The organism is Sulfitobacter noctilucicola, assembly GCF_000622385.1.
GTDB classification, from domain to species: Bacteria; Pseudomonadota; Alphaproteobacteria; order Rhodobacterales; family Rhodobacteraceae; genus Sulfitobacter; species Sulfitobacter noctilucicola.
Genome location: NZ_JASD01000008.1, coordinates 1569263 through 1591838 on the forward strand (window position 1 = coordinate 1569263; position 22576 = coordinate 1591838).

A 22576-nucleotide genomic window follows, 5' to 3' on the forward strand; every position below is an offset into this window, starting at 1 on the left:
GGCGCTGGCAGCACGCATCAAACCTGCTATCATCCGAGGGTAAATAACCTCAGAGGCCGCCGGAATGAGCACGACCCACGAAGCGCAGGAAGACGAACGCAATCGCGACATCAAAATCTATGTAAATGGCGAGATTGTTCACAGGGATATGGCCAAGGTTTCTGTCTATGACAGCGGCTTTATGCTGGGTGATGGCATCTGGGAAGGGATGCGTCTTTATGACGGCGTCTGGGCCTTCTTCGACGAGCATATGGACCGCTTTTTCAATTCCTGTAAGGCGATTTCGCTCGATGTCGGCATGGACAAAGAAGGCATCGCGCAGGCGATGAAGGCCACGCAAGCAGCCAACGACATGCACAGTGATGTGCATTGCCGGTTGATGCTGACGCGGGGGATCAAGGACAAGCCGTTTCAACACCCCGCACTCAGCACATCCGGCCCGACGCTCGTCATCATCATGGAACATTCAACGCCGGTGGACCGCCTGCAATCGGCGGGGATCAGGCTGGCGTCTGTACCGCAGGTGCGCGGATTGCCGATGGCGCAAGACCCCAAGCTGAATTCGCATAGCAAACTGAACTGCATCATTGCGTGCTTACAGGCAGAGGCCGCAGGGGCGGACGAAGGATTGATGCTTGATCCGCACGGATTTGTGAACACGACCAATGCTTGCAACTTTTTCATCGTGCGGCGTGGCGCGGTTTGGACGTCTACCGGCGATTATTGTATGAACGGTGTTACGCGGCAAAAGGTGATCGACCTGTGCCGCACAAACGACATTCCCGTTCTTGAGAAGAACTATTCCTTGTATGAGGCATATGGCGCGGACGAGGCGTTTCTGACCGGCACTTTTGGTGCGCAGACGCCAGTAGCCCAGATTGACGGAAAGCCGATCGGAGACGGATCGCGTCCGGTGACGGCGCGGATACAAGCGCTGTACAAGGATCTGATCCGCGACCATGTCGCCCAGCGCGGTTAGGCTTTAGGCACATCTCCGATCAGGATTGCACGAAAGTCATTCACATTCGTGCCGGTCGGTCCGGTCACAAACAAGTCGCCGACAGCGTCAAACGCGGTGTAGGCGTTGTTGCCTTGCAAATGTCCTTGCGGGTCAACGCCTGCCTGACGCATCCGGTCTGCGGTCTGTCCGTCCGCAAAAGCCCCCGCGTTATCTTCTGATCCGTCGATGCCGTCGGTGTCAGCGGCAAGCGCTGTGATCCCATCGGTGCCTTCCAGTGCTAGTGCGAGCGCAAGCTGGAATTCGCTGTTGCGCCCCCCGCGCCCTTTGTGGCGCAAAGTCACAGTTGTTTCCCCGCCAGAGAGCAGGACCACAGGTGCCGGATAGGGAAAACTGCTTTGCGCGGTTTGAAGGGCGAGGGCCGCATGGACCTGTGCCACGTCGCGGGCCTCCCCTTCGATGCGGTCGGACAGCACCCATGCCGCAACACCTCTTGCGCGGGCGGCGGCGGCGGCGGCGTCGAGCGAGATATTTGCAGAGGCGATGATGGTGGTCGTGATGCGCGGATCGTTGGCTGCCGTGGCGTCCGCTTCTTGCCGGGCGAGAAAGTCGGTCAGACGCTTCGTTAGTGTGATGCCGCGGGTTTCGATGATTTGACGGACGGCAGCGATACTCGGGCGCCCCGGCACTGTCGGGCCTGATGCAACTTCGCCCGGAGCATCGCCCGGCACATCCGATACAATCAGGTTGCAGACGCGGGCAGGGGCGGCGAGTGCAGCAAGGCGCCCTCCGTTGATCCCGCTAAAGCACTTGCGGATATCGTTCATCACAGAGATCGGGGCACCGGAAGCGAGAAGCGCATTGTTCAAATCTTGTAGATCCGAAAGCTCCAGCCCCTCGGGTGGATCTGGCAAAAGCGACGAGCCGCCACCGCAGATAAGGCCGATTATCAGATCGTCCGGTCCCAGATCGCGGACCATGTCTTTGAGCGCTTGTGCGGCATCAATTCCTGCGGCGTCGGGGACGGGGTGTGCCGCTTCCATCACACGAATGGTTTTGCATGTCGCGCCGTAGCCGTACCGCGTCACCACAACGCCCTCTACCGGCCCTTGCCACAGTGCCTCGAACGCTTGGGCAAGCTGTGCGGCACCTTTGCCTGCGCCGACCACAACTGTGCGACCCTTCGGAGGAGCGGGCAGATGCGCCTTGAGTGCGGCCATCGGGTCAGCGGCGCCGACTGCGCTGTCAAACAGGTGAGCCAGAAATGCGCGGTTCAGGTTTTCCATCGGAACATTGTCCCCAGATCAGCTTTTGCCAAAGATATCCCGCGTGAACACTTTCTCCGCCACATCGCTCAAATCCTCAGAGGCGCGGTTCGCCACGATGACATCACACTGCGCTTTGAAATCATCAAGGTCACGTACGACCTCGCAGGCCATGAATTTTTTCTTCTCAAGCGCAGGTTCGTAGATCAGCACCCGGATACCCGCATCGCGAATGTCGCGGATAACCCCTTGGACGGAGCTTTGGCGGAAGTTGTCCGAGCCGCTTTTCATCACGAGGCGATGAATACCTACCGTCTGCGGCTGCATCCCGATCACATGTGCGGCGATATATTCCTTGCGGGTCTTGTTGGCCTGTACCACTGCGCGCATCAGGTTTTGCGGCACGTCGGAAAAGTTCGCCAGCATCTGTTTGGTGTCTTTCGGCAGGCAATAGCCGCCGTATCCGAATGACGGATTATTGTAATGCGTGCCGATACGCGGATCGAGCCCGATGCCTTCGATGATCTGGTAGGCGTCTATATCCTGACTAAGCGCGTAGCTGTCCAATTCGTTGAAGAACGCGACCCGCAGCGCGAGGTATGTGTTGGCAAAAAGCTTGATCGATTCCGCTTCGGCCGGACCTGTGAACAGCATGGGAATGTCTGTGGCCTCGGCCGCTTCGGCCATCAAACGCGCAAAGTCATGCGCGGCAGGGCTGTCGGCGCCAACAACGATGCGGGAAGGGTGCAGGTTGTCGTGCAGCGCCTGACCCTCGCGCAGGAATTCAGGACAAAAGAAGATGCGATCGGTGTTATGAAGCGCACGCATGCGGGCCACAAACCCCACAGGCACCGTGGATTTTACAACGATGCTTGCCGTATCGCTTTGCCCAAGCGCAAGGGCGATCACGCTCTCGACTGATGAGGTATCAAAGAAGTCGGTTTTCGGATCATAGTCAGTCGGGGTCGCCACGATAACAAATTCCGCATCCGCGCAGGCTTCGGTCGCATCGGTGGTCGCGCTGAGGTCAAGCTCGCGGGTGGCGAGCCATTCGGAAAGTTCGGCTTCTTCCAGCGGAGAAACCCGCGCATTGATCTGGTCTACGCGTTCTTGTGACAAATCAACGGCCACAACGGTGTTGTTTTGTGCCAGCAGGACCGCGTTGGACAAGCCGACATAACCGATGCCAAAAACTGCTATTTTCATGTTCGGACTGCCGCCCCTCAATTCTTTGAAACTGTTTTTCACATAGGAACATGGCTGGCAATGTCAGGCGGGCCACGCGGGCGGAGACAAGATGTGGGTGATGCAATGGTGCAATGCAGTTTCGCGGTTCGCGTGTTGAAAATTGTCATGCAAGCAGGACTTTCGCGACGCCACACCTATCTGCATGACAGGACGGCAATGAGGGGCGGCAGGATGAAGGCATTGGTATCGGTCTGCATGGGATTGGGTATTTGCATCGCGGGCGCTGCGCTTGCGCAAGAGCTGCCGGGCGCGCTTTCGCCGCAGCAAAAAGCGGCGATGATGGAAGCGGATGTGGTGATCCTTGGTGAGGTGCACGACAACGCAGCCCATCATGAGGGGCAGGCGGCATTGATGGCAGAGATTGCCCCCCGTGCAGTGGTTTTCGAAATGCTTGACGGTCCGATGGCCGATACCCTGAATGGCTTGCCCCGCGATGATGTTGCGGATTGGGGAAAGCGCATTGGTTGGGAGGAGGCCGGTTGGCCCGATTTCGGTCTGTACCAGCCGGTATTCGAGGCGTTGGGTGACGCGGTTGTCGTGGGTGCGGCGGCAGATCGCGCGGTTGTCCGGGCGGCATTCGATCAGGGTGCGGCTGCAGCGTTCGGGAAAGGTGCAGAGCGCTTTGGCTTGCATGTGCCGCTGCCGGATGCGCAGCGGGAGGCACGACGGGCGCTGCAATTTGATGCACATTGTCAGGCGATGCCATTCGACTTGATGGACGGCATGGTCGAGGCGCAACGTTTGCGCGATGCCAGTTTTTCAAAAGCAGTTGTGGGGGCACTGGAACGCTATGGGCCTCCCGTGGTGGTGATTACCGGCAACGGGCACGCGCGGCGCGACTGGGCCATGCCCTTCATGCTGGCCCAAGCCGTCCCGACACGGTCTATTTATAGCATCGGATTTGTCGAGGCACCTGCCGCTGCCAAGGACGACAGGTTTGATGCGACCCTTGTGGCTGACGCCGCACCGCGCGATGATCCCTGCGCCGCATTTGCCAACTAGCCCGGAGAGCGAGATGTATATTGCCATGAACCGATTTCGTGTGACGCCACAGAATGCCGAGGCCTTTGAGGCGTTGTGGCTGGGCCGTGACAGTCACCTCAAGGAGATGGACGGCTTTGTGGAGTTTCACATGTTACGCGGGCCGGAAACAGAAGGAGCGATCCTTTATGCGTCTCACACGGTCTGGGCGTCCGAAGATGCGTTTCGTGCATGGACACGCAGCGATGCATTTCGCGCGGCGCACAAAGGGGCAGGGGCCACCGCCAAGCTGCATGAAGGTGCGCCGACCTTTGAGGGGTTCAGCACCATCCAGCACATCACCTGATGCGGGCGTGATCCAAAGGACGCGCAAGCGCGACGACTTTTTTGGCGCGTGGCGCGACGTGCTCGCGTAACTGGGATGTTGGGGACCTGTGCAAGGGCCCCAGATTGCTGAGAGGTGCTTGAGGGATCAGTATGATCCTCAAGTCACCGCGTTGAGGCTGGGGGCGATTCCGCACGGCATCAAGGACAGGCCAATCAAAGATTGGTCGCGTGCCGCGATCCTTGACCCCGTCCAGAATCACAGCGGGCGATCAGTCGTGCACTTGTGTTTCAAAATTTGCGGGCAGCGTGGCTTCAATCAATTCGCAGTCAGGCGATGCATCGATATATCGTGATTTGAGGAAAGGCGGCAGCACGAAGGCGTCGCCTGGCACAAGCTTTTGGGGCTGCGCATCTTCGGACGCGACCTCAAGTGTGAGTGTTCCTTCTTTCACGAAGGTGAACAGGATATCGGTGTCATGGCTAGTCCATGCAGGCGCTGCCGCTTTTGTGGGGCGGGCCACCATCACACCTGCCACGTTCTTTGTTGCGTCAGCGATGCCGGTGTCGCGGGCCTCCCATCCCGGGACGCGCCATGGCGTCCAGACGGCTTCTGCCGCTTTGTGATGGATAAATCTGGTACCCTGCCATTCACGGTCCGGGTTCACGGTGCCGTTGGGCAATTCCATATCGTGATCGATTGTCGTGATGTGTTCTGCCGGAACGCCAAGTTCAAGCACTTCGACGTTGTCTGACGCTTCCAGCACGCGGTGGCGGATTTGCGGTGGTTGGATGACGCAGTTTCCTGCTTCGAGGATGAAAGGCTCCCCCTGATCTTCATAGACCAGCTTGACCCAACCGCGATAACAAAAGATCAGCTGAAAGCCGACGGTGTGGTAGTGCACCATGTCCGGCACCGGCCCGCCATCAGGGATGCGGATGTGGCTGGCGATGATAGAGCCGCCAAGGCGGTCGGTGATCAGGTCGCGGTAGCGCATACCCGCGCGGCCGATGACCCATGCATCGCTGTCTGCCAGCCGCCGCACCATGAAGGAGTGACGCGTCTGCGGAACCACCAGCGGTGGATTGGCGTCGTGCATTTCGACAAGGTTGCCGTTTGGTGATGTCAGCGTACGCGCGGCGGAAGGGTCTTTCATGTCTTCATAGATGCGGATGAGGCCCGGCCCATTTTGCGCATCACGGTCGAGGCGCAGGCGCATACCATGGCCTGATACCACTGCCACCGCAGGGTCATCTGCGGGAAAGATCGTTTCAAGGCGGAACCCCAGTTCATTGAGAAAGAAGGGCATTTCAGTCTTGAGGTCCGTGACCGGCAGGACAACTTCGGCGGGGGTATGGGTGTCTGTCATGAAAGTGATCCGTTCATTTTTGCGGCACCGTTCCAGATCGGCAAAGGCTCTGCAAGGGATAAGCGCGGACAAGGCAGACCACAGATACCGGATGCTTGCCGCCTGCTGCGTCGCATGCCATCAAAGCGACCACTGCAAAGCAACGCCTAGGGAACCACATGACCAAACTTCTGATCACACGCCCGCTGCCGGAAAAGGTTGTGAAGGCCGCGCAGGCGGCTTTTGACGTCACGGTGCGTCTGGAGACCACGCCGATCACCGAGGCCGAGCGTGCCTCTGCGCTTGCCGATTATGATGCAATTTTGCCGACACTTGGGGATGTCTTTCCGGCAGAGGCGTTCGAGGTTGCAGCACGGGCGCGGATACTTGCGAATTTCGGTGTCGGGTTTAACCACATCAATGCGGATGCCGCCCGCGCGGCGGGCATCGAGGTGACCAATACGCCCGGTGCAGTAACGGATGCGACTGCTGATATCGCCATGACGCTGATGCTGATGACCTGCCGGCGCGCCGGAGAGGGCGAGCGTATGGTGCGGGCCGGCAAATGGCCGGGCTGGCACCCGACGCAGCTTTTGGGGTTGCATGTATCCGGCAAGACCCTTGGCATCATCGGCATGGGCCGCATCGGTAAAGCGATTGCCAAGCGGGCGCGGTTCGGGTTCGGCATGAAGGTGGTGTTCTATAACCGCTCCACCGTGGATATGCCAAAGGACGAAGCCACCCAACTGGACAGCCTTGAAGCCGTGATGAAAGCTGCCGATGTGGCGGTGATCGCCGTGCCTGCCACGCCGCAGACCCATCACCTGATTGATGCTGCCGCGCTGGAGGCACTTGGCGCTGACAGCTATCTCGTGAACATTGCGCGCGGCGATATCGTGGACGAGGCGGCGTTGATCGAGGCGCTGCAGCAGGGCCGGATTGCAGGGGCGGGGCTGGATGTTTACGAATTCGAGCCGAAGGTGCCCGAGGCATTGATCGCGATGGAAAACGTTACGTTATTGCCGCATCTCGGAACCTCGGCGCAGGAGGTGCGCGAGGGGATGGGCATGATGGCTATCGACAACCTGATTGCGTTTTTCAACGGAAAACCGGTGCCTAATCCGGTCTAGACCCTGCGACATTCATGCCCGCCATGGGGGAAATTTCTCTTAGACAGAATCGGTTCGCACCGTCAGACTTGCCCCCTGTTGAACTGTTACAAATCTTCACACTTCGGTACGTTGCTTCTTTTGCGCTGCCGCTGATAACAGAAGAGCGTAACGCTATAACGGATCTGGGAGGATCACTGAAATGGTTAAGAATTTTCTATATGCAAGCACGGCTGCGCTGACGGTTGCGGCACCCGCTGCGGCAGAGACAGAGGTTGAATTCTGGCATGCTTTTACCGGTCGTCTGGGTGAACTGGTGGCAGAGCAGGTTGAGACGTTCAACGGTGCGCAGTCGGACTATAAGGTCGTGGCAACGCACAAGGGCAACTACTCCGAGACATTGAACGCAGGCATCGCCGCGTTCCGCGCGGGAGAGCAGCCGGACATCCTGATGGTGTTCGAAGTAGGGACAGCCACAATGATGGCTGCCAAGGGTGCAATCAAACCCGTCTACGAAGTGATGGCAGACGCGGGTGCCGAGTTTGATCAGGACGCCTACATCGGGTCGGTCAAAGGCTACTACACCTCCAGCGACGGCAACATGCTGTCCCTGCCGTTCAACTCTTCCACTCCTGTTTTGTGGGTCAACCGTGACGCGCTGAGCGAAGCGGGCATCGACCCCGATGTCGATCTGTCCACATGGGAGCAGGTTGGCGATGTGTTGGGCCAGTTGAAAGAAGCCGGCAGCACGTGCCCGCTGACAACAGCATGGCAGAGCTGGATCCACCTTGAGAACCTGTCGGCCTATCACGACGTGCCTTTTGCAACCGAAGCCAACGGCTTTGGTGGTGTCACAACCGAGCTGGCGCTGAATGGCGAAGCACAGGTTGCGCATATCGGTGCGATGGGTGAGTGGGCCAAGGATGGCAAGTTCATCTATGCCGGTCGCCGCAACGAAGGGGGTGCAAACTTCCGTGGTGGCGAATGCGCGCTCTTTACCGAAAGCTCTGCCGGGTATGCTGGCATCAAGGCCGAGGCCGAGTTTGATTTCGACGTGCGCCCGCTGCCTTATTGGAAGGCTGTCGCGGACGAGCCGCAAAACACGATCATCGGTGGTGCATCCCTTTGGGTGATGGAAGGCCAGTCGGACGAGGAATACAAAGGTGTTGCCGAATTCCTGAACTTCCTGTCGTCAGCAGAGATTCAGGCGAAATGGCATCAGGACACAGGTTATCTGCCGATCACCGAAGCGGCGGCCGACCTTACACGCGAGCAGGGTTTCTATGAAGCGAACCCCGGCACGGATGTTGCTGTGATCCAGATGACAGCCAAGGCACCGACCGACAACTCCAAAGGTCTGCGTCTGGGGTCCTTCGACCAGATCCGCGGCATCATCGACGAAGAGCTTGAGGCCGTTTGGTCCGGCGACAAGTCCGCGCAAGAAGCGATGGACAGCGCGAAAGAGCGCGGCGATGCGTTGCTGCGCCGTTTCGAGCAAGCCAACCGTTAAGAAAGAGATGCCCCGGCCTTCGGGTCGGGGCACATCCCTATGGAAAAGCGCGTTACATTCAAAGGCATTTGGTTGCCGCTGCTGCTGGTATTGCCGCAGATATTCATCACGGCTGTCTTCTTTTTCTATCCCGCTGGGCAAGCGATCTATCAGTCGCTGTTTATCCCCGATCCTTTTGGGCTCTCGATGCAATACGTGGGGCTGGGGAATTTCGAGTATCTCTTTTCCAACTCCTATTATCTGGCGTCCTTCGCCACGACTGCAATTTTCTCGATCCTTGTCACCCTGGTTTCGATGGGCGTTGCCCTCTATCTTGCGGTGCTCGCCGACCGTCTGATCAAAGGGTCGGGCGTTTACCGAACACTTCTGATTTGGCCCTACGCGGTGGCCCCTGCTGTTGCGGGTGTGCTTTGGCTGTTCATGTTCAACACCCGCGTTGGCGTGGTGACGTGGTATCTGGGGCTGTTGGGCTATGACTGGAACCATGTGTTGAATGGTGAAGAAGCGATGGGGTTGGTTGTTGTGGCCTCTGCCTGGGGGCGCATCAGTTATAACTTCCTGTTTTTCCTCGCGGGTCTTCAGGCCATACCGCGCAGCGTGATCGAGGCGGCTGCTATAGATGGCGCGAAATTCTGGACGCGCTTTCGCACGATTGTCTGGCCCCTGTTGTCACCGACGACATTCTTCTTGCTGGTCGTGAATATCGTCTATGCGTTCTTTGAGACTTTTGGCGTGATCCACACGATCACTTCGGGCGGGCCGCAGCAATCAACGACGATCCTTGTCTACAAGGTCTACTCGGACGGGTTTGTAGGCCAGGATCTCGGCTCATCTGCCGCGCAGTCGGTTGTATTGCTGGCCATTGTGGGCGCGCTGACGATCTTCCAGTTCAAATTCATCGAACGCAGGGTGCATTACTGATGGCCGAACGTGAGGGCATGGTCGAGAAACGGGGTGCGGGCCTTTGGCTGACGCATCTGGGGCTTATCATCGGGTTGCTGTTCATCTTCTTTCCGATCTGGCTGGCCTTTGTCGCCTCGACCGTCAGCCAGCCGGAGATTGTGAAGCCACCGATGCCGCTTTGGCCGGGGGACCACTTTATCGAGAATTACCGGAAGGCCTTGCTGTCGGGTGTGAATGCACCTGTGGCGATGATGATGCTGAATTCACTGATCATGGCGCTGGGCATCACCATCGGCAAAATCGTGATTTCGCTGCTGAGCGCCTTTGCCATCGTGTACTTCAAATTCCCGGGGCGGCGGTTGTTTTTCTGGCTGATCTTTCTGACGCTGATGCTGCCGGTCGAGGTCCGGATCGTGCCGACCTATGAGGTGATCGCGAATTTTGGAATGCTGAACAGCTATTCCGGTCTGATCTTTCCGTTGATCGCAAGCGCCACGGCGACCTTTCTGTTCCGGCAGTTCTTTATGACTGTGCCGGATGAACTGGCCGAAGCCGCACGCGTGGACGGTGCCGGCCCGATGCGATTTTTCTGGGATATCCTGCTGCCGATGAGCCGCACGAACATCGCCGCGTTGTTCGTGATTCTGTTCATCTATGGCTGGAACCAATACCTCTGGCCGCTGCTGATCACCACGGACCCGTCAATGAATACCATCGTGATGGGCATCAAACAGATGTTCCCGAGCGGCGACGATATTGCGGATTGGCCGGTCATCATGGCGACCTCAATTCTGGCGATGATCCCGCCGGTCATCGTGGTCATCTCGATGCAGAAGCTCTTTATCCGCGGCCTAGTAGACAGCGAGAAATAATATGGCGACAGTCAGCCTATCAAACGTCAAGAAATCCTTTGGGAAAACGGATGTGATCCACGGGATCGACATCGATATTGCGGATGGTGAATTCATCGTAATCGTCGGCCCGTCTGGCTGTGGCAAATCCACGTTGCTGCGCATGGTTGCCGGGCTTGAAACGGTGACGGACGGAGAAATCCGTATCGGGGACCGCCGCGTTAATGATCTTGAGCCGATGGAGCGCGACATCGCGATGGTGTTTCAGAACTACGCGCTTTATCCGCATATGTCCGTCTTTGATAACATGGCCTACGGGTTGAAAATTGCAGGCACGCCCAAGGGCGAGATTGAAGCGCGGGTCGAAGAGGCCGCGACGTTGTTGCAGTTGAAGGACTACCTTAAGCGCCGCCCGCGAGAATTGTCGGGTGGGCAACGTCAGCGTGTGGCGATGGGCCGTGCGATTGTGCGTAAACCCGCGGTGTTCCTGTTTGACGAGCCGCTGTCGAACCTTGACGCAAAGCTGCGCGTCCAGATGCGGCTTGAGATCAAGCAGTTGCAGCGCAGGCTTGGGGTGACATCGCTTTATGTGACGCATGATCAGGTTGAGGCGATGACACTGGCCGACCGTATGATCGTGATGAACGCAGGGATCGCCGACCAGATCGGCAAGCCGCTGGACGTATACGGCAATCCGCAGACGGAGTTTGTGGGTGGCTTTATCGGGTCACCGCCGATGAATTTTCTGGATGTGACGATGGGGCAGGGCTTGCCCACGCAGGCAGCGCGACTGGGCGTGCGTCCCGAACATATGAGCCTGAGCGATACAGGCGCGCAAACCAGTGGCGAGGTGATGTATGCCGAAGCGCTGGGCGCGGAAACGCTGGTGCATGTAAAGTTGGCTGATGGGGAAATCGCAACAGTCCGGCAGGATGCGACCATACCGGTGCCCGAAGAGGGGGCGCAGGCAGGGATCGCTTGGTCGAAAGCGGATCAAATCGCTTTTGACGCGCAGGGCCATCGCTGCTGAGGTCAAACGAAAAAAGGGCGCACCGGATGGTACGCCCTTTTGTCATCATCTAGGCAGGATTACTTCCAGCCAACCTGATTAAAGATTTTCTGCGCTTCGGGTAGGTTCTTGGCCACATCAGACAGATTTACATCGTCCGCTTTGAACTCACCGAGCTTGGCGACGCTCTCGCTCAGGGCCACGCCTTCGACGGCTGGGAATTCATCGTTACCCGCAGAGAAATACTGCTGCGCCTGATCCGAGGACAGATACTCAAGAAACGCGATGGCGTTTTCGCGGTTTGGTGCGTAGGCTGCCACGCCGCCACCGGACAGGTTCATGTGTGCGCCTTCTGCGTCCTGCGCAGGGAAGATCCAGCCGACCTGATCGATATCAGCGCTCAGACCTTTTACGTCCGTCCGCAGGGCGCGGGCAAAGTAGTAGGTGTTTGCAACAGAGATATCGCACTGGCCGGAAACGATACCGCGCAGCTGGTCGGTGTCGCCGCCTTCGGGGTCACGCGCAAAGTTGGCAACCATGCCTGCGGCCCAATCTTTGGCCGCTTCCGCACCGTGGTTTTCAATCACGGATGCCAGTAGTGTCTGGCTGTAAACGTTCGAGGACGACCGGTGGCAAACCATACCTTTGTATTTCGGATCGGCCAGCGACAGGTAATCCATCGGCGGGTCCTGCACCTCGGCTTTGTTGTAGAAAATGATGCGCGCACGTTGTGAGAAAGCGAACCAGTTATTGTCGCTGTCTTGCAGGTTGGACGGGACGCGCTCTTCCAGAACGTCGCTGTCGATGGATTGCAGCACGCCTGAATCTTTGGCGCGTGTCAGACGTGATGTATCAACGGTGATCAGAACGTCAGCAGGCGAGTTCACGCCTTCCGCTTTCATGCGGGCAATCAGTTCGTCGGCATTGCCTTCGATGCGGTTGATGGTGATCCCCGTTGCTTCGGTGAAGTCGGAGTAGAGCCGCTCGTCCGTGTCGTAGTGGCGCGAGGAGTAGAGGTTCAACTCTTTGCTGTCGGAGGCGGCAAAGGCGGCAGTTGCTCCGCTCAGCGCGGTCGCGCCAGCGAGCAGTGTGGTGAGAGGGCGTGATGACAGGGACATGGAAAACCTTCCGATTAAATTCTTGACTGATTTAATCAACTACCACATTCAGCGGGCTTGGCAATATTCTTTATTAAAATAGTCGGATTAGGTGCCTGAGCCTTGTTATACTTGGCAATCTGTCCCCCCGCACTTCGTTCCGCATGTGTGGGAATATGCGGTATGTGAACTTTGTGCAGGCAGTGAATCACTTGTCATTCTGTGGTCAATCCGAAAGGATCAGCCGCACAACAGGGAGAGAGATTGATGAAATTCACCAAGATATTTGCGGCCGCGGCACTTACTGCGGGTCTATTGGCCCCCGCTGCGTGGGCCGAAACGCGGATCACCTACAAATCGGCCAAGACCGCATCGTCTTATTACCAGATGGGCGTGCAGATCGCCGAGGCCATGAAAACAGGCACCAATGGCGACGTGATCGTGACGGTTGAGGAAAGCCAGGGTTCGGTACAGAATGTCATGGAAGTGCGCGCGCGCGGCGGGGACTATGTGTTCACCACGCCACCCGCTTTGATCGGGCTGGCGCAAGGTGGCAAGGCGATGTTCGAAGGCAAAAGCGATCCTGCCTTCGACGAGATCCGCGCGCTTTTTCCGATCCCTTCACTCACCATGCACTTTGTGATGTCTGAGGCATCAGGCGTAACAGATTTCGCCGGCATGGAGGGCAAGACGATCCTCTTGGGCAGCGGCTCCTTTGGTGCGCGTGAAGGAGAGAAATATCTCGGCCTGTTCGGTCTGGAAGGCAAGGTGACCATTGCCGATAGCGAACTGTCGAACGCAGTATCTGCGTTGAAGAACGGCCAGATTGACGGCTTTGTCACCGCAGGGTCCTATCCGGCACCCAACGTGATCGAAGCGGCGGCATCCACACCTGTGAACGTTATTTCGCTGAGCGAGGATCAGGTCGTGGCATCCAAGCGCACGCGCCTCGTTATTCCGGCAGGTACCTATGCAGGCCAAGAGAGTGAGATCGTCACGACATCGCTGCCGGTTGCGGCCTTCACCACGACCAAGATGGATGACGACGCGGCGTATCTGCTGACCAAAACCTATTGGGAGCGTCAGGGCCTGCTTAAGGGTTCAGCTGCGTGGTGGGGCGGTGTCAACTTGCAGATGCTCTTTAACATCACCACCAAGATGCATCCCGGCGCACTGAAGTATTACAAGGAAATCGGTGCGCGCTTGAGCGACAACCATATGTGATCGCGCTTTGCTCCGGCGGTGGATGCTGCCGGAGCATTCTGTTTTGTGAAAGTCCCCCGACATGAGTGATTTCTCCCGTCCCGTTCTATGGGTCGCGCTTGGCGTGTTGACCTGCGTCTTTCACCTCGGGTTGATCTTTTACGGGCTGGTGCCCAATCTTGTAAGCCGTCCGTTGCATATGGCACTGCTGTTGCCATGGGTGTTTCTGTTCGCGGCGACAGGGCGTTGGCGGATTATCAGCGGCGCAGTCATTACGGTTATCGGGCTGGGGTGCTGTTTCTGGGTCGCGTGGAACCACCAGATGCTGCGCAATCAGTACGGGTTTCTGGAAAGCACCGGTCAGGTCTGGATCGCGGTGGCCCTGCTGTTAATCGCGATTGAGGGCGCGCGTCGGATGATCGGTTGGCCTCTGCCCATCGTGGCGTTGACGGCGCTGGCTTACGGGTTGTTCGGGCAGTACCTGCCCGGCGAATTTGGCCATTCCGGCACACCGCTGCGGTCGTTTCTGGGAACGCTGACCATTGCCGAAGGGGGGCTTTGGGGTAGCCTGACAGGTGTGTCGGTCAGTGTCGTGGCGATTTTTGTCATTTTCGGTGCCGTGTTGAATGCGGGCGAAGCGGGGCAAGGGTTCATGAACGTGGCCTCTGCGGCGGCGGGACGACTGAAAGGCGGGGCAGCAAAGGTATCTGTATTGTCGTCTGCGCTCTTCGGGTCGATCTCCGGCTCCGCCTCGGCCAATGTGGCATCAACGGGCGCGATTACGCTGCCTGCGATGACAAAACTGGGATATCCCAAGCGATTGGCCGCAGCGGTGGAGGCCGTGGCAAGTTCAGGCGGGCAGATCATGCCGCCGCTGATGGGGGCGGGTGCCTTCGTCATGGTTGAGCTTACGGGCGTTCCTTACACCCAGATCATGATCGCCGCGATTCTGCCTGCGTTGTTGTATTTCTTTGCGGTCTGGGTGGGGATCAACGCGTATGCGGGGCGTTATGACCTAAGAGGTGTGCCGGAGTACGAGCGACCCGGTACGCGCGATGTTGTAATTACCTCGGCGTTCTTCCTGATCCCTTTTACAGTGCTGCTGAGCGCGATGTTCGCGCTGGGTTTCACACCGCAATATGCCGCCTGCTTGGCGGTTCTGGCTGGCATCGTGGCGCTGGCCTTTGATGGTAAGCAAGGACTGAACCTTGCGCAATGGCCGGGCAGGCTGGCGGATGCGGCGGTGAATGCGGGTAAACAGGTCGCGATGATCGGGTCGATCATCATCTGCGCTTCGATCATCATCGGGGTGCTGGGGATCACCGGTCTGGGTGTGAAGCTGACCAGTGTCATTCTGTCCGGTTCGGGCGGGATGTTGTGGCCTGCGCTGTTGTTGACGGCGCTTGCCTGTCTGCTTTTGGGCATGGAGGTGCCGACCACGGCGGCCTATGTGATCTGCGTCTCGGTCGCGGGGCCTGCGCTGATCGAACTGGGACTAGAGCCGTTGCAGGCGCATCTGTTTGTTTTCTGGTTTGCGCTGTTATCCACGATTACACCGCCGGTTTGTGGCGCGGTGTTTATCGCGGCCGGTATGATCGGAGAGAACTGGCTCAAGGTTGCGCTGACTGCGATGGCGCTTGGCGTCGGGCTGTATCTGATCCCGCTAGGAATGATCGCCAATCCGCGTCTGATTGATCTGGGGGGCAGTCCGGCGCTGGCACTGATCGCAACCCTGCGCATGGCGCTTGGGCTGTCACTGATTTCGTACGGCTTGATAGGCAATGCAACAGCCGGTCTGCGGATGGCGCTGGCGTTGATGGGGCTTGTAGTGATCTTTTCCGGCATCTGGATTTAGGCGCGGCATTGAGCGAAGGGTTGATTTCCGGCCTTGTTAGCGCTAACGAGGCGGCAACCGATCATTCACCCATTTTAAGGAGCCGCTCCCATGACCACCAAAGTCGCTATTAATGGATTTGGCCGCATTGGCCGTTGCGTTCTGCGTGCAGTTTTCGAAAGCGGTCGCACCGATCTGGAGGTCGTGGCGATCAACGATCTGGCGAAGCCCGAACATCTTGCGCACCTGCTGAAGTACGACTCGGTACATGGGACATTCCAGCAGGACGTGTCGATTGATGGCGATGCGATGCTGGTCGGCGGCAAGCGTATCCGGTTGAGCGCCTCGCCAAAGCCTGAAGAGCTGGAGTGGTCCGACGTAGATATCGCGCTGGAATGCACAGGTCGCTTCAACAGCCGTGACAAAGCCGTAGCGCATCTGGAAAACGGCTCGAACCGCGTGCTCTGCTCGGCACCGGCATCGGGTGCGGACCGCACGGTGGTTTACGGCGTAAACCACAGCGAGTTGACGGCAGAAGATATCATCGTCTCGAACGCGTCCTGCACTACGAACTGTCTGGCACCTGTCGCGCATGTTCTCGACCAGGCGTTCGGCCTCAAGACCGGTTACATGACCACGATCCACGCCTACACCGGCGACCAGCCGACCCATGACCGCGACCACAGCGATCTTTACCGCGCGCGCGCGGCGGCCTTGTCGATGGTGCCCACGTCTACCGGTGCGGCCAAGGCGATTTCACTCGTGTTGCCACATCTGGAAGGACGTCTGGAAGGTTCAGCCATCCGCGTACCAACGGCGAACGTGTCGATGGTCGATCTGTGCATCATGCCCGAGCGCGACGCCACAGTCGAAAGCGTGAATGCTGCGATGAAGGACGCCGCCGAAGGGGCGCTGAAAGGTGTACTGGGGTATGAGGAAGCGCCGCTGGTGTCCTCTGACTTCAACCACAACCCGCTGTCATCCGTTTTTGCACCTGCGCAAACGAGCGTCACAGGTGACGGGATGGTCCGCGTGGTCAGCTGGTATGACAACGAATGGGGTTTCTCCAACCGCATGCTGGATACCGCCGCGCATATGGCAACGCTCTAAAGGCCGGGCAGCCAAAGGGCGATCTGCGGGAAGGCGACAAGCAGCGCCACCAGCAACAGCGAACAGCCAATAAATGGAAAGGCGGAGGTGTAAATCTCTCGCATGGTCGTCCCGGGAGGGGCGACCCCTTTCATCACAAAGAGCAGCAAGCCGAAAGGCGGCGTGGTAAAGCTGATCTCAAGCGCCAGAAGCATGATGAGGCCGAACCAGATCGGGTCAAACCCGAGTGTTTGGGCCAGCGGGAAAAAGATTGGCACGGTCAGCAGCATGATCGAGATTTGCTCCATGAACATGCCAAGCAACAGCAGCACACCGAACATCACCAGCAGCATCACCAGCGGTGCCAAATCGTATGATGTGGCCCAGTTGACCAGTCCGCGTGAAGCACCGGAGAAGGCCAAAAGCTGGCTGAACGTGGCAGATCCAAACACGATCAGATAGGCCATCAGTGTCACGCGCAGGGCGCCGACCACCGATTTCTTCATGGTCTGCCACGTGAGGCAGCGAAATACGGCGGCGAGGATCAGCACACCAAAAGCGCCAAAGGCGGCGGCCTCTGACGGGGTGACGATGCCATTGATCATCAGCACGATGATGGCGACCATGACGCCAACCATCGGCACAACTTCGGTCAACAGCAGCTTGAGCTTGGTCGTAATCGACATCGGATCTACGTCATAGGCAGGGGCCGCGTCCGGGTCGATTTTGGTCTGAAGCCAGATCGTCGTGATATAGAAGGTCGCGAGGATGAGGCCCGGAATGACACCCGCAATCAGCAAGGCACCAACATCAATCTGGGCGAGCGTCGCCAGCAGAACGGCCAGAGCGGAAGGCGGAATGATGATGGCCAGACCGCCGGTGCCAAGGATAGGACCGATGCTCATGTGGGATTTGTAGCCGCGCTTTGCCATCTCGGGCACCATCAGCGAGCCGAGCAACGCCGTTGATCCCATGGATGAGCCCGACAGCGTAGAAAAGGCTGTGCCGCCCAAGACGGTGACATAGCTCAGACGTCCGGGCAGGCGGCCCAGTAGTTTGTCGATGGCATTGAACATGCGCCCGCCAAGGCCGGTATGAAAGAAAATCTCGCCCATAAGCAGGAACAGCGGAATCGGAACAAGCGCGTAGGTGGTCAGTGACCCTAATCCGTTGTTCAGAAGCTGGCCGATGCCACGCTCCCCGCCCATGAAAATCCACGCGCCAATGATGTTTGCCGCAAGAAACGCAAGTGCCACGGGCATGCCCAAGGCCATCAGGAACATGATCGCGCCTAACAGCAGGCCCAGTGCTTCATACCATTCCATTATTCGTGAATTCCCGCTTCGCCAGAGTGCATGAGGTCGTCGCCAAAAACAAACCGCGAAAACTCGATGGCCATGATGCCGAAGCTCAAGGGGAAGGTGATCGTCAGCAGCCAGCGGGGATAGTAGTATGCACGCGTGTCAAAATCGCCGCGCGCGATGTTCTTGAGAAAAAGTTCAACGCCTTTCCACGCAAGGATCACGCAGACCAGCACGCAGGCCACGGCGACCAGGCGGCTGACAAGACGTCGTGCCTGTTCGGGCAGGGCCGCTGTCACCAGCTCGATATGCACATGCCCTTTTTCACGTACCAGCCAAGGTGCGCCCAGCATTGTCATATAAAGGATACCGTATTCGGCAGAGGTAAAGAGCCACGCAGCAGGTTGCATGCCGAGGTTGCGCATCATCACCGATCCGATGACCGATATCATCAGCCACAGCAATGTCGCGCCCGCAACGATTGCCATCGCATAGACCAATGCGCTGTAGGTTTTGAACACTGCCGTCATGCTGCCTGCCTTAAATGAGAAATAGGCCCGCCCCGATAAGGAGGCAGGCCCGTTTTCTGAATTAGTCGAGCTTGTAGAAAAGTTCGATCAACTGGTCGTAGTTGTCGGTGCCGCCAGGCTGACCGGCCATGACTTCTTTCATCCGCTCCCACGTCTTTTCACGCGCAGCAGCCAAATAGTTGGCTTTCGCTTCACCTTCGAGAGTGACAACCTTCATACCGGCCTCTTCGAGTGCTGCGAAATCCTCGTCACGCTTGGCACGCAGTGCTTCGACGCTGTCTTTTTCGTGCTGGATCGCGACGTCCTGAAGAATCTTTTTGGATTCGTCTGTCAGGCTGTCCCACTTTTCATTGTTTACGATCACACCAAGGTCGGTGGAAAAGAAGCAAGGTTCGATACGGTAATTCAGGAACTCGTTCCATTTCAGATCAATCAAACCGATCTGCGTCCAACCCGTCGCATCCACCACACCACGTTGCAGTGCGGAGTAGACTTCGCCCGTGGGCAGGTCGATGACCTGTGCGCCCAGATAGTTGGTAAAGAAAGCGTTGTAGACGTTATTGCCGCGCAGCTTGAGACCTTCGACTTCCAAGTTGCCATCCGCATCGAAGGACGGCTCGTCACGTGTCCAAAGGTTGTAACAGACGCCGGAATCGAACCAGCCAAGGTACTTCAGGCCCATCTTTTCCTGATGGATCTGGTCGATCAGTTCGATTCCACCGTTCTCGCGCGTTTCGATCGCAGTGAGGTTGGAGGCAACCATCGCGTCTTTCTCGGGCAGCGCACCGCCGTAAAATGAACCGGGGGTATAAACCATGTCGACGATCCCGTCGCGCACCGCATCCGGCTGCTGGAACATGCCAATCGCTTCTGGTCCGCCGCGCACTTCGATCTGTACAACGCCTTTGCCGGCTTCGTTCACCTTGTCTACAAACGACAAAAAGCTCTGCGTGTAGATCAGGGTTTCAGGAAACGCGTGAACGGCTGTTACTGTGTCTTCGGCATAGGCCGCACTGGCAACCAGTGTCGATCCGGCGATCATTCCGCCAATAAAATTCATCTTCATGTGTCTTCCTCTCACATTTCAGGTCCCAACGCTTTGCCGGTTCCGATTGATGGGCAACTCCCTTGTGCCCGGTGGTGCCGGCGTAGCGCCGGCTTTGGTCACGCCACCCCCGCAGGCCAGGCCCAGGGTGCAGTCGTACGTCTGTCGTCTTTGTAGCTTTCGATGGCTTGAGCATGTTGCAGCGTCAGATCAATGTCGTCCCAGCCGTTCATCAATTTGGTGCGCCAGCTGTCCTGTAGATCAAAGGGAATGCTCTGTGTCTGGGTGCTGATGACGCCGCGCTCAAGGTCCACCTTTAGCGTCCGGGGGGCCTCGCCGATCAACCGTTGTAGCGTCTCTGCACCGGCATCGCTGACCTTGGCTGGCAACAGTCCGTTATTAACAGCGTTGCTTGCGAAGATGTCGCCAAAGGCCGTGGCAATCACCACACGGACGCCTGCATCAATCAGGGCATAGACCGCTGCCTCGCGTGATGATCCGCTGCCAAAATTCGGGCCTGCGATCAGGATGCCAGTGTCTTTGTGCCGATTCAGAACGAAATCAGCGCGCAGCGTTCCGTCAGCTGCGCGGCGCATATCGTAAAGAAGGTAGTCGCCATACCCGTCCTTGCGTGGCACAGACATGAAACGCGCGGGTATCAATTGATCGGTATCGACATTGGCAATCGGCAGCAAAGAAGCCTTGCCCTCATATGTAGTCCAGCCGGCCATCACAGCGGCCGTTCCGCCAGTAGGGGACGCACATCGGTAATGGTGCCGGTGACAGCGGCCGCAGCGACCATGGCGGGGGACATTAAATGCGTGCGTGCGCCACGCCCCTGCCGTCCGCGAAAATTCCGGTTGGTCGAGGAGGCGCAACGTTTGCCTTCGGCCACCAGATCACCGTTCATGCCCACACACATGGAGCAACCCGACGCGACCCATTCGAGCCCCGCATCGGTAAAGATACGGTCAAGCCCTTCCTGTTCGGCCTGAATTTTGATGCGTGCCGACCCCGGTGAAACGATGCCGGGAAGTTGCGCACGCCTGCCTGACAGCACTGCGGCGGCGGCACGCAAGTCTTCGATGCGGCCATTGGTACAGGACCCGATAAAGACCTGATCCACAGGCGTGCCTGCAATCGGTTTGCCCGCCGTCAGCCCCATGTAGTCAAGCGCGTCAGTCACCGCTTTGGATTTGTCGGACGGCACGTTTTCAGGTGCCGGAATGTCAGCGGTCACGGGCAATGCCTGTTCGGGGCTTGTTCCCCAAGTGACCGTTGGTGCGATGTCATCAGCGTCAAAGACAACGTCCCTGTCAAAACTGACATCGTCATCGCTGCGCAGCATCGACCACGCCTCAACCGCCTGATCCCACGCGGCACCCCTTGGCGCAAAGGGGCGGCCTTCGATATAGGTAACCGTCGTATCGTCCGGTGCGATCATGCCAAACCGCGCGCCGCCTTCGATAGAGAGATTGCACAGCGTCATACGCCCTTCCATCCCCAGATCGGCAATTGCGCTGCCGGTATATTCCACCGCATGGCCTTGCGCGCCGCCTGTCCCCAACGCTGCGATCCAGTTCAACGCGATGTCTTTGGCCGATACCCCCGGCCCGAGTTTGCCGTTCACGGTGATCCGCATGGATGCCGGTTTTTTCTGCCAGATCGTTTGGGTCGATAGGACATGCGCCACTTCCGTAGCGCCGATGCCAAAAGCGAGCGCCCCAAACGCACCATGGGTGGAGGTGTGGCTGTCGCCGCAGTTGATGAGCAGACCGGGCAGGGTAAGCCCTTGTTCCGGTCCGACAACATGAACAATGCCCTGCGCCGGATGATCCAGATCGAAAAGTGTGATCCCATGCGCGGCGGTGTTGACCTTGAGTGTTTCCATCATGCGCGTGATGTCAGCGGCCACAGCGCGGTCGCGTCGTGTTGGCGCATAGTGATCCACAACGCCGAATGTCAGATCGGGCTGGGCAACCTGTGTACCCCTCTCAGCCAGCTTGGCAAAGGCGTGATGCGATCCTTCATGCACCAGATGCCGGTCCACCCACAAAAGGGACGTGCCATCGTCGCGCTGCAAGATTTCATGCGCGGACCAAAGCTTGTCCAGAAGGGTGCGCGGTGCTGTCATGTGGGGCTGTCCCCGTCCTTGCCGATGGCAGGCTCCCAATGCCGCGCCGCACCTTGCCCCACGCGGGTCAGCGGCATTTCCAGCCGGAACATATCGGGCCGGTAAAGACCGCTGAGATATTCGACGCCGTTGCCATCCACATCCAGCACAACGCGTTTCAAAGACAACAGCGCTGTGCCGACCGCGACCTCTAGCGCTTGGGCCACTTCGGGACCGGCGAGGCTGGCCGAGACAGATTGGTGAGCTTGGTCAATAGCCACGCCGCTGCGTTCCAGCAGCGAGAAAAGCGGGTGATTGGCGAGGTCGTCTTCGGAATAGTTGCGGGCGATACGCTCTGGCACATAGGTCGTGAGGTAAGAGAACGGTGTATCGTCCGCACTACGCACGCGGATCGCAGTTTGCACGGTGTCATCCCGCGACAACCCCAAGGCATTTCCCACAAAACTGGGCGCGTGCTCATAGGTGAATGACAAAAGGCGCGCCTGTGTTGTGTGGCCCATTTCAACCAATTGCGGCATCAGGGTGGTAAAGTTCATGGCAACCGGTGCACCGGATACAGCGCCTTCGCGCACGGTTGTGCCACTGCCCGCCTTGCGGTCGATCAAGCCGGTGCTTGCCAGCGCATCAAGCGCACGGCGCACGGTCACGCGGGAGACGGAAAAACTCTCGGCCAGCTTTTGCTCGCCCGGCAGTGACGCGCCCGCAGGCAGTGCCCCACCAGTGATCTGGTCGCGCAAAGACAGATAGACGCGCCGCGCTTTGGCCCCTTCAGGCAACAGTGCTGCTCCGGTGTTGTCCACGTCGATCCGACCCCCATTGTTGACCCGACCTTACCC

21 protein-coding genes are annotated in these 22576 nt (G+C 58.2%); 11 read left to right on the forward strand and 10 right to left on the reverse strand.

Annotated features, from left to right (window positions below; translation table 11 throughout):
• Positions 1-64: 64 nt before the first annotated feature.
• Positions 65-979 carry an aminotransferase class IV gene (locus Z946_RS0111415; protein WP_037969183.1) on the forward strand — a complete coding sequence of 305 codons (915 nt, stop codon included), beginning with the start codon at positions 65-67 and terminating at the stop codon, positions 977-979.
• On the opposite strand, the gene Z946_RS0111420 is transcribed toward Z946_RS0111415, so the two are convergent.
• Both Z946_RS0111420 and Z946_RS0111425 read right to left on the reverse strand, forming a co-directional pair.
• The gene (locus Z946_RS0111420; RefSeq protein ID WP_025055868.1) at positions 976-2244 is read right to left on the reverse strand and encodes a glycerate kinase type-2 family protein; all 1269 of its coding nucleotides are present in this window, start codon (positions 2242-2244) and stop codon (positions 976-978) included. The genes Z946_RS0111415 and Z946_RS0111420 overlap by 4 nt on opposite strands.
• Positions 2245-2262: 18 nt before the next feature.
• Entirely contained in the window at positions 2263-3429 is a 1167-nt protein-coding gene (locus Z946_RS0111425) for a nucleotide sugar dehydrogenase (RefSeq protein ID WP_025055869.1), read from the reverse strand.
• A gap of 213 nt (positions 3430-3642) precedes the next feature.
• Between Z946_RS0111425 and Z946_RS0111430 the strand changes: the two genes are divergently transcribed.
• Together Z946_RS0111430 and hmuQ are read left to right on the forward strand one after the other, a co-directional pair.
• On the forward strand, positions 3643-4473 hold the full coding sequence (locus Z946_RS0111430) for a ChaN family lipoprotein (RefSeq protein ID WP_025055870.1): 831 nt from the start codon (positions 3643-3645) through the stop codon (positions 4471-4473).
• Positions 4474-4486: 13 nt separating this feature from the next.
• Positions 4487-4798, forward strand: a complete 312-nt coding sequence (gene hmuQ, locus Z946_RS0111435; RefSeq protein WP_025055871.1) for a heme-degrading protein HmuQ — start codon at positions 4487-4489, stop codon at positions 4796-4798.
• Positions 4799-5048: 250 nt separating this feature from the next.
• Here the strand turns inward: hmuQ and Z946_RS0111440 are convergent, their stop codons facing one another.
• On the reverse strand, positions 5049-6146 hold the full coding sequence (locus Z946_RS0111440) for a cupin domain-containing protein (RefSeq protein WP_025055872.1): 1098 nt from the start codon (positions 6144-6146) through the stop codon (positions 5049-5051).
• A gap of 158 nt (positions 6147-6304) precedes the next feature.
• Here Z946_RS0111440 and Z946_RS0111450 point away from each other — a divergent pair, with 158 nt between their 5' ends.
• The 5 genes from Z946_RS0111450 (at position 6305) to ugpC (ending at position 11528) form a co-directional block, all read left to right on the forward strand.
• On the forward strand, positions 6305-7255 hold the full coding sequence (locus Z946_RS0111450; RefSeq protein WP_025055873.1) for a 2-hydroxyacid dehydrogenase: 951 nt from the start codon (positions 6305-6307) through the stop codon (positions 7253-7255).
• A gap of 181 nt (positions 7256-7436) precedes the next feature.
• Positions 7437-8744, forward strand: a complete 1308-nt coding sequence (gene ugpB, locus Z946_RS0111455; protein WP_025055874.1) for a sn-glycerol-3-phosphate ABC transporter substrate-binding protein UgpB — start codon at positions 7437-7439, stop codon at positions 8742-8744.
• Positions 8745-8783: 39 nt separating this feature from the next.
• Positions 8784-9665 (forward strand): sn-glycerol-3-phosphate ABC transporter permease UgpA, encoded by an 882-nt coding sequence (gene ugpA / locus Z946_RS0111460; RefSeq protein WP_025055875.1) that lies wholly within the window; start codon positions 8784-8786, stop codon positions 9663-9665.
• Between the two features lie 17 nt (positions 9666-9682).
• Positions 9683-10519 (forward strand): sn-glycerol-3-phosphate ABC transporter permease UgpE, encoded by an 837-nt coding sequence (ugpE, locus tag Z946_RS0111465; RefSeq protein ID WP_025055876.1) that lies wholly within the window; start codon positions 9683-9685, stop codon positions 10517-10519.
• Position 10520: 1 nt separating this feature from the next.
• The gene (gene ugpC / locus Z946_RS0111470) at positions 10521-11528 is read left to right on the forward strand and encodes a sn-glycerol-3-phosphate ABC transporter ATP-binding protein UgpC (protein WP_025055877.1); all 1008 of its coding nucleotides are present in this window, start codon (positions 10521-10523) and stop codon (positions 11526-11528) included.
• 59 nt (positions 11529-11587) lie between these two features.
• Here the strand turns inward: ugpC and Z946_RS0111475 are convergent, their stop codons facing one another.
• Complete coding sequence (locus Z946_RS0111475; RefSeq protein WP_052836094.1) at positions 11588-12625, reverse strand: Fe(3+) ABC transporter substrate-binding protein; 1038 nt, start codon at positions 12623-12625, stop codon at positions 11588-11590.
• Between the two features lie 246 nt (positions 12626-12871).
• On the opposite strand from Z946_RS0111475, the gene Z946_RS0111480 reads away from it, so the two are divergent.
• From Z946_RS0111480 to gap, 3 genes are all read left to right on the forward strand, one after another.
• Positions 12872-13828, forward strand: coding sequence for a TAXI family TRAP transporter solute-binding subunit (locus Z946_RS0111480; protein ID WP_025055879.1), 957 nt, complete (start codon positions 12872-12874; stop codon positions 13826-13828).
• A 61-nt stretch (positions 13829-13889) separates the two neighbouring features.
• Positions 13890-15662, forward strand: coding sequence for a TRAP transporter permease (locus Z946_RS0111485; RefSeq protein ID WP_025055880.1), 1773 nt, complete (start codon positions 13890-13892; stop codon positions 15660-15662).
• Between the two features lie 90 nt (positions 15663-15752).
• Positions 15753-16751 carry a type I glyceraldehyde-3-phosphate dehydrogenase gene (gene gap / locus Z946_RS0111490; RefSeq protein WP_025055881.1) on the forward strand — a complete coding sequence of 333 codons (999 nt, stop codon included), beginning with the start codon at positions 15753-15755 and terminating at the stop codon, positions 16749-16751.
• Here the strand turns inward: gap and Z946_RS0111495 are convergent.
• The 6 genes from Z946_RS0111495 to Z946_RS0111520 all read right to left on the reverse strand — a co-directional run bounded on the left by Z946_RS0111495 (position 16748) and on the right by Z946_RS0111520 (position 22540).
• Positions 16748-18055: a TRAP transporter large permease gene (locus Z946_RS0111495; protein WP_025055882.1), complete on the reverse strand. Its 1308-nt coding sequence runs from the start codon at positions 18053-18055 to the stop codon at positions 16748-16750. The two genes, gap and Z946_RS0111495, sit on opposite strands and share 4 nt — an antisense overlap.
• On the reverse strand, positions 18055-18561 hold the full coding sequence (locus Z946_RS0111500; protein WP_025055883.1) for a TRAP transporter small permease: 507 nt from the start codon (positions 18559-18561) through the stop codon (positions 18055-18057). The genes Z946_RS0111495 and Z946_RS0111500 overlap by 1 nt, the downstream gene beginning before the upstream one ends.
• Before the next feature lie 61 nt (positions 18562-18622).
• On the reverse strand, positions 18623-19627 hold the full coding sequence (gene dctP / locus Z946_RS0111505; RefSeq protein WP_025055884.1) for a TRAP transporter substrate-binding protein DctP: 1005 nt from the start codon (positions 19625-19627) through the stop codon (positions 18623-18625).
• Positions 19628-19725: 98 nt separating this feature from the next.
• Entirely contained in the window at positions 19726-20337 is a 612-nt protein-coding gene (gene leuD / locus Z946_RS0111510) for a 3-isopropylmalate dehydratase small subunit (protein ID WP_025055885.1), read from the reverse strand.
• Entirely contained in the window at positions 20337-21740 is a 1404-nt protein-coding gene (gene leuC, locus Z946_RS0111515) for a 3-isopropylmalate dehydratase large subunit (RefSeq protein ID WP_025055886.1), read from the reverse strand. The genes leuD and leuC overlap by 1 nt, the downstream gene beginning before the upstream one ends.
• Positions 21737-22540 carry a GntR family transcriptional regulator gene (locus Z946_RS0111520; RefSeq protein ID WP_174416554.1) on the reverse strand — a complete coding sequence of 268 codons (804 nt, stop codon included), beginning with the start codon at positions 22538-22540 and terminating at the stop codon, positions 21737-21739. Before Z946_RS0111520 ends, leuC begins: the two co-directional genes overlap by 4 nt.
• Positions 22541-22576 lie beyond the last annotated feature (36 nt).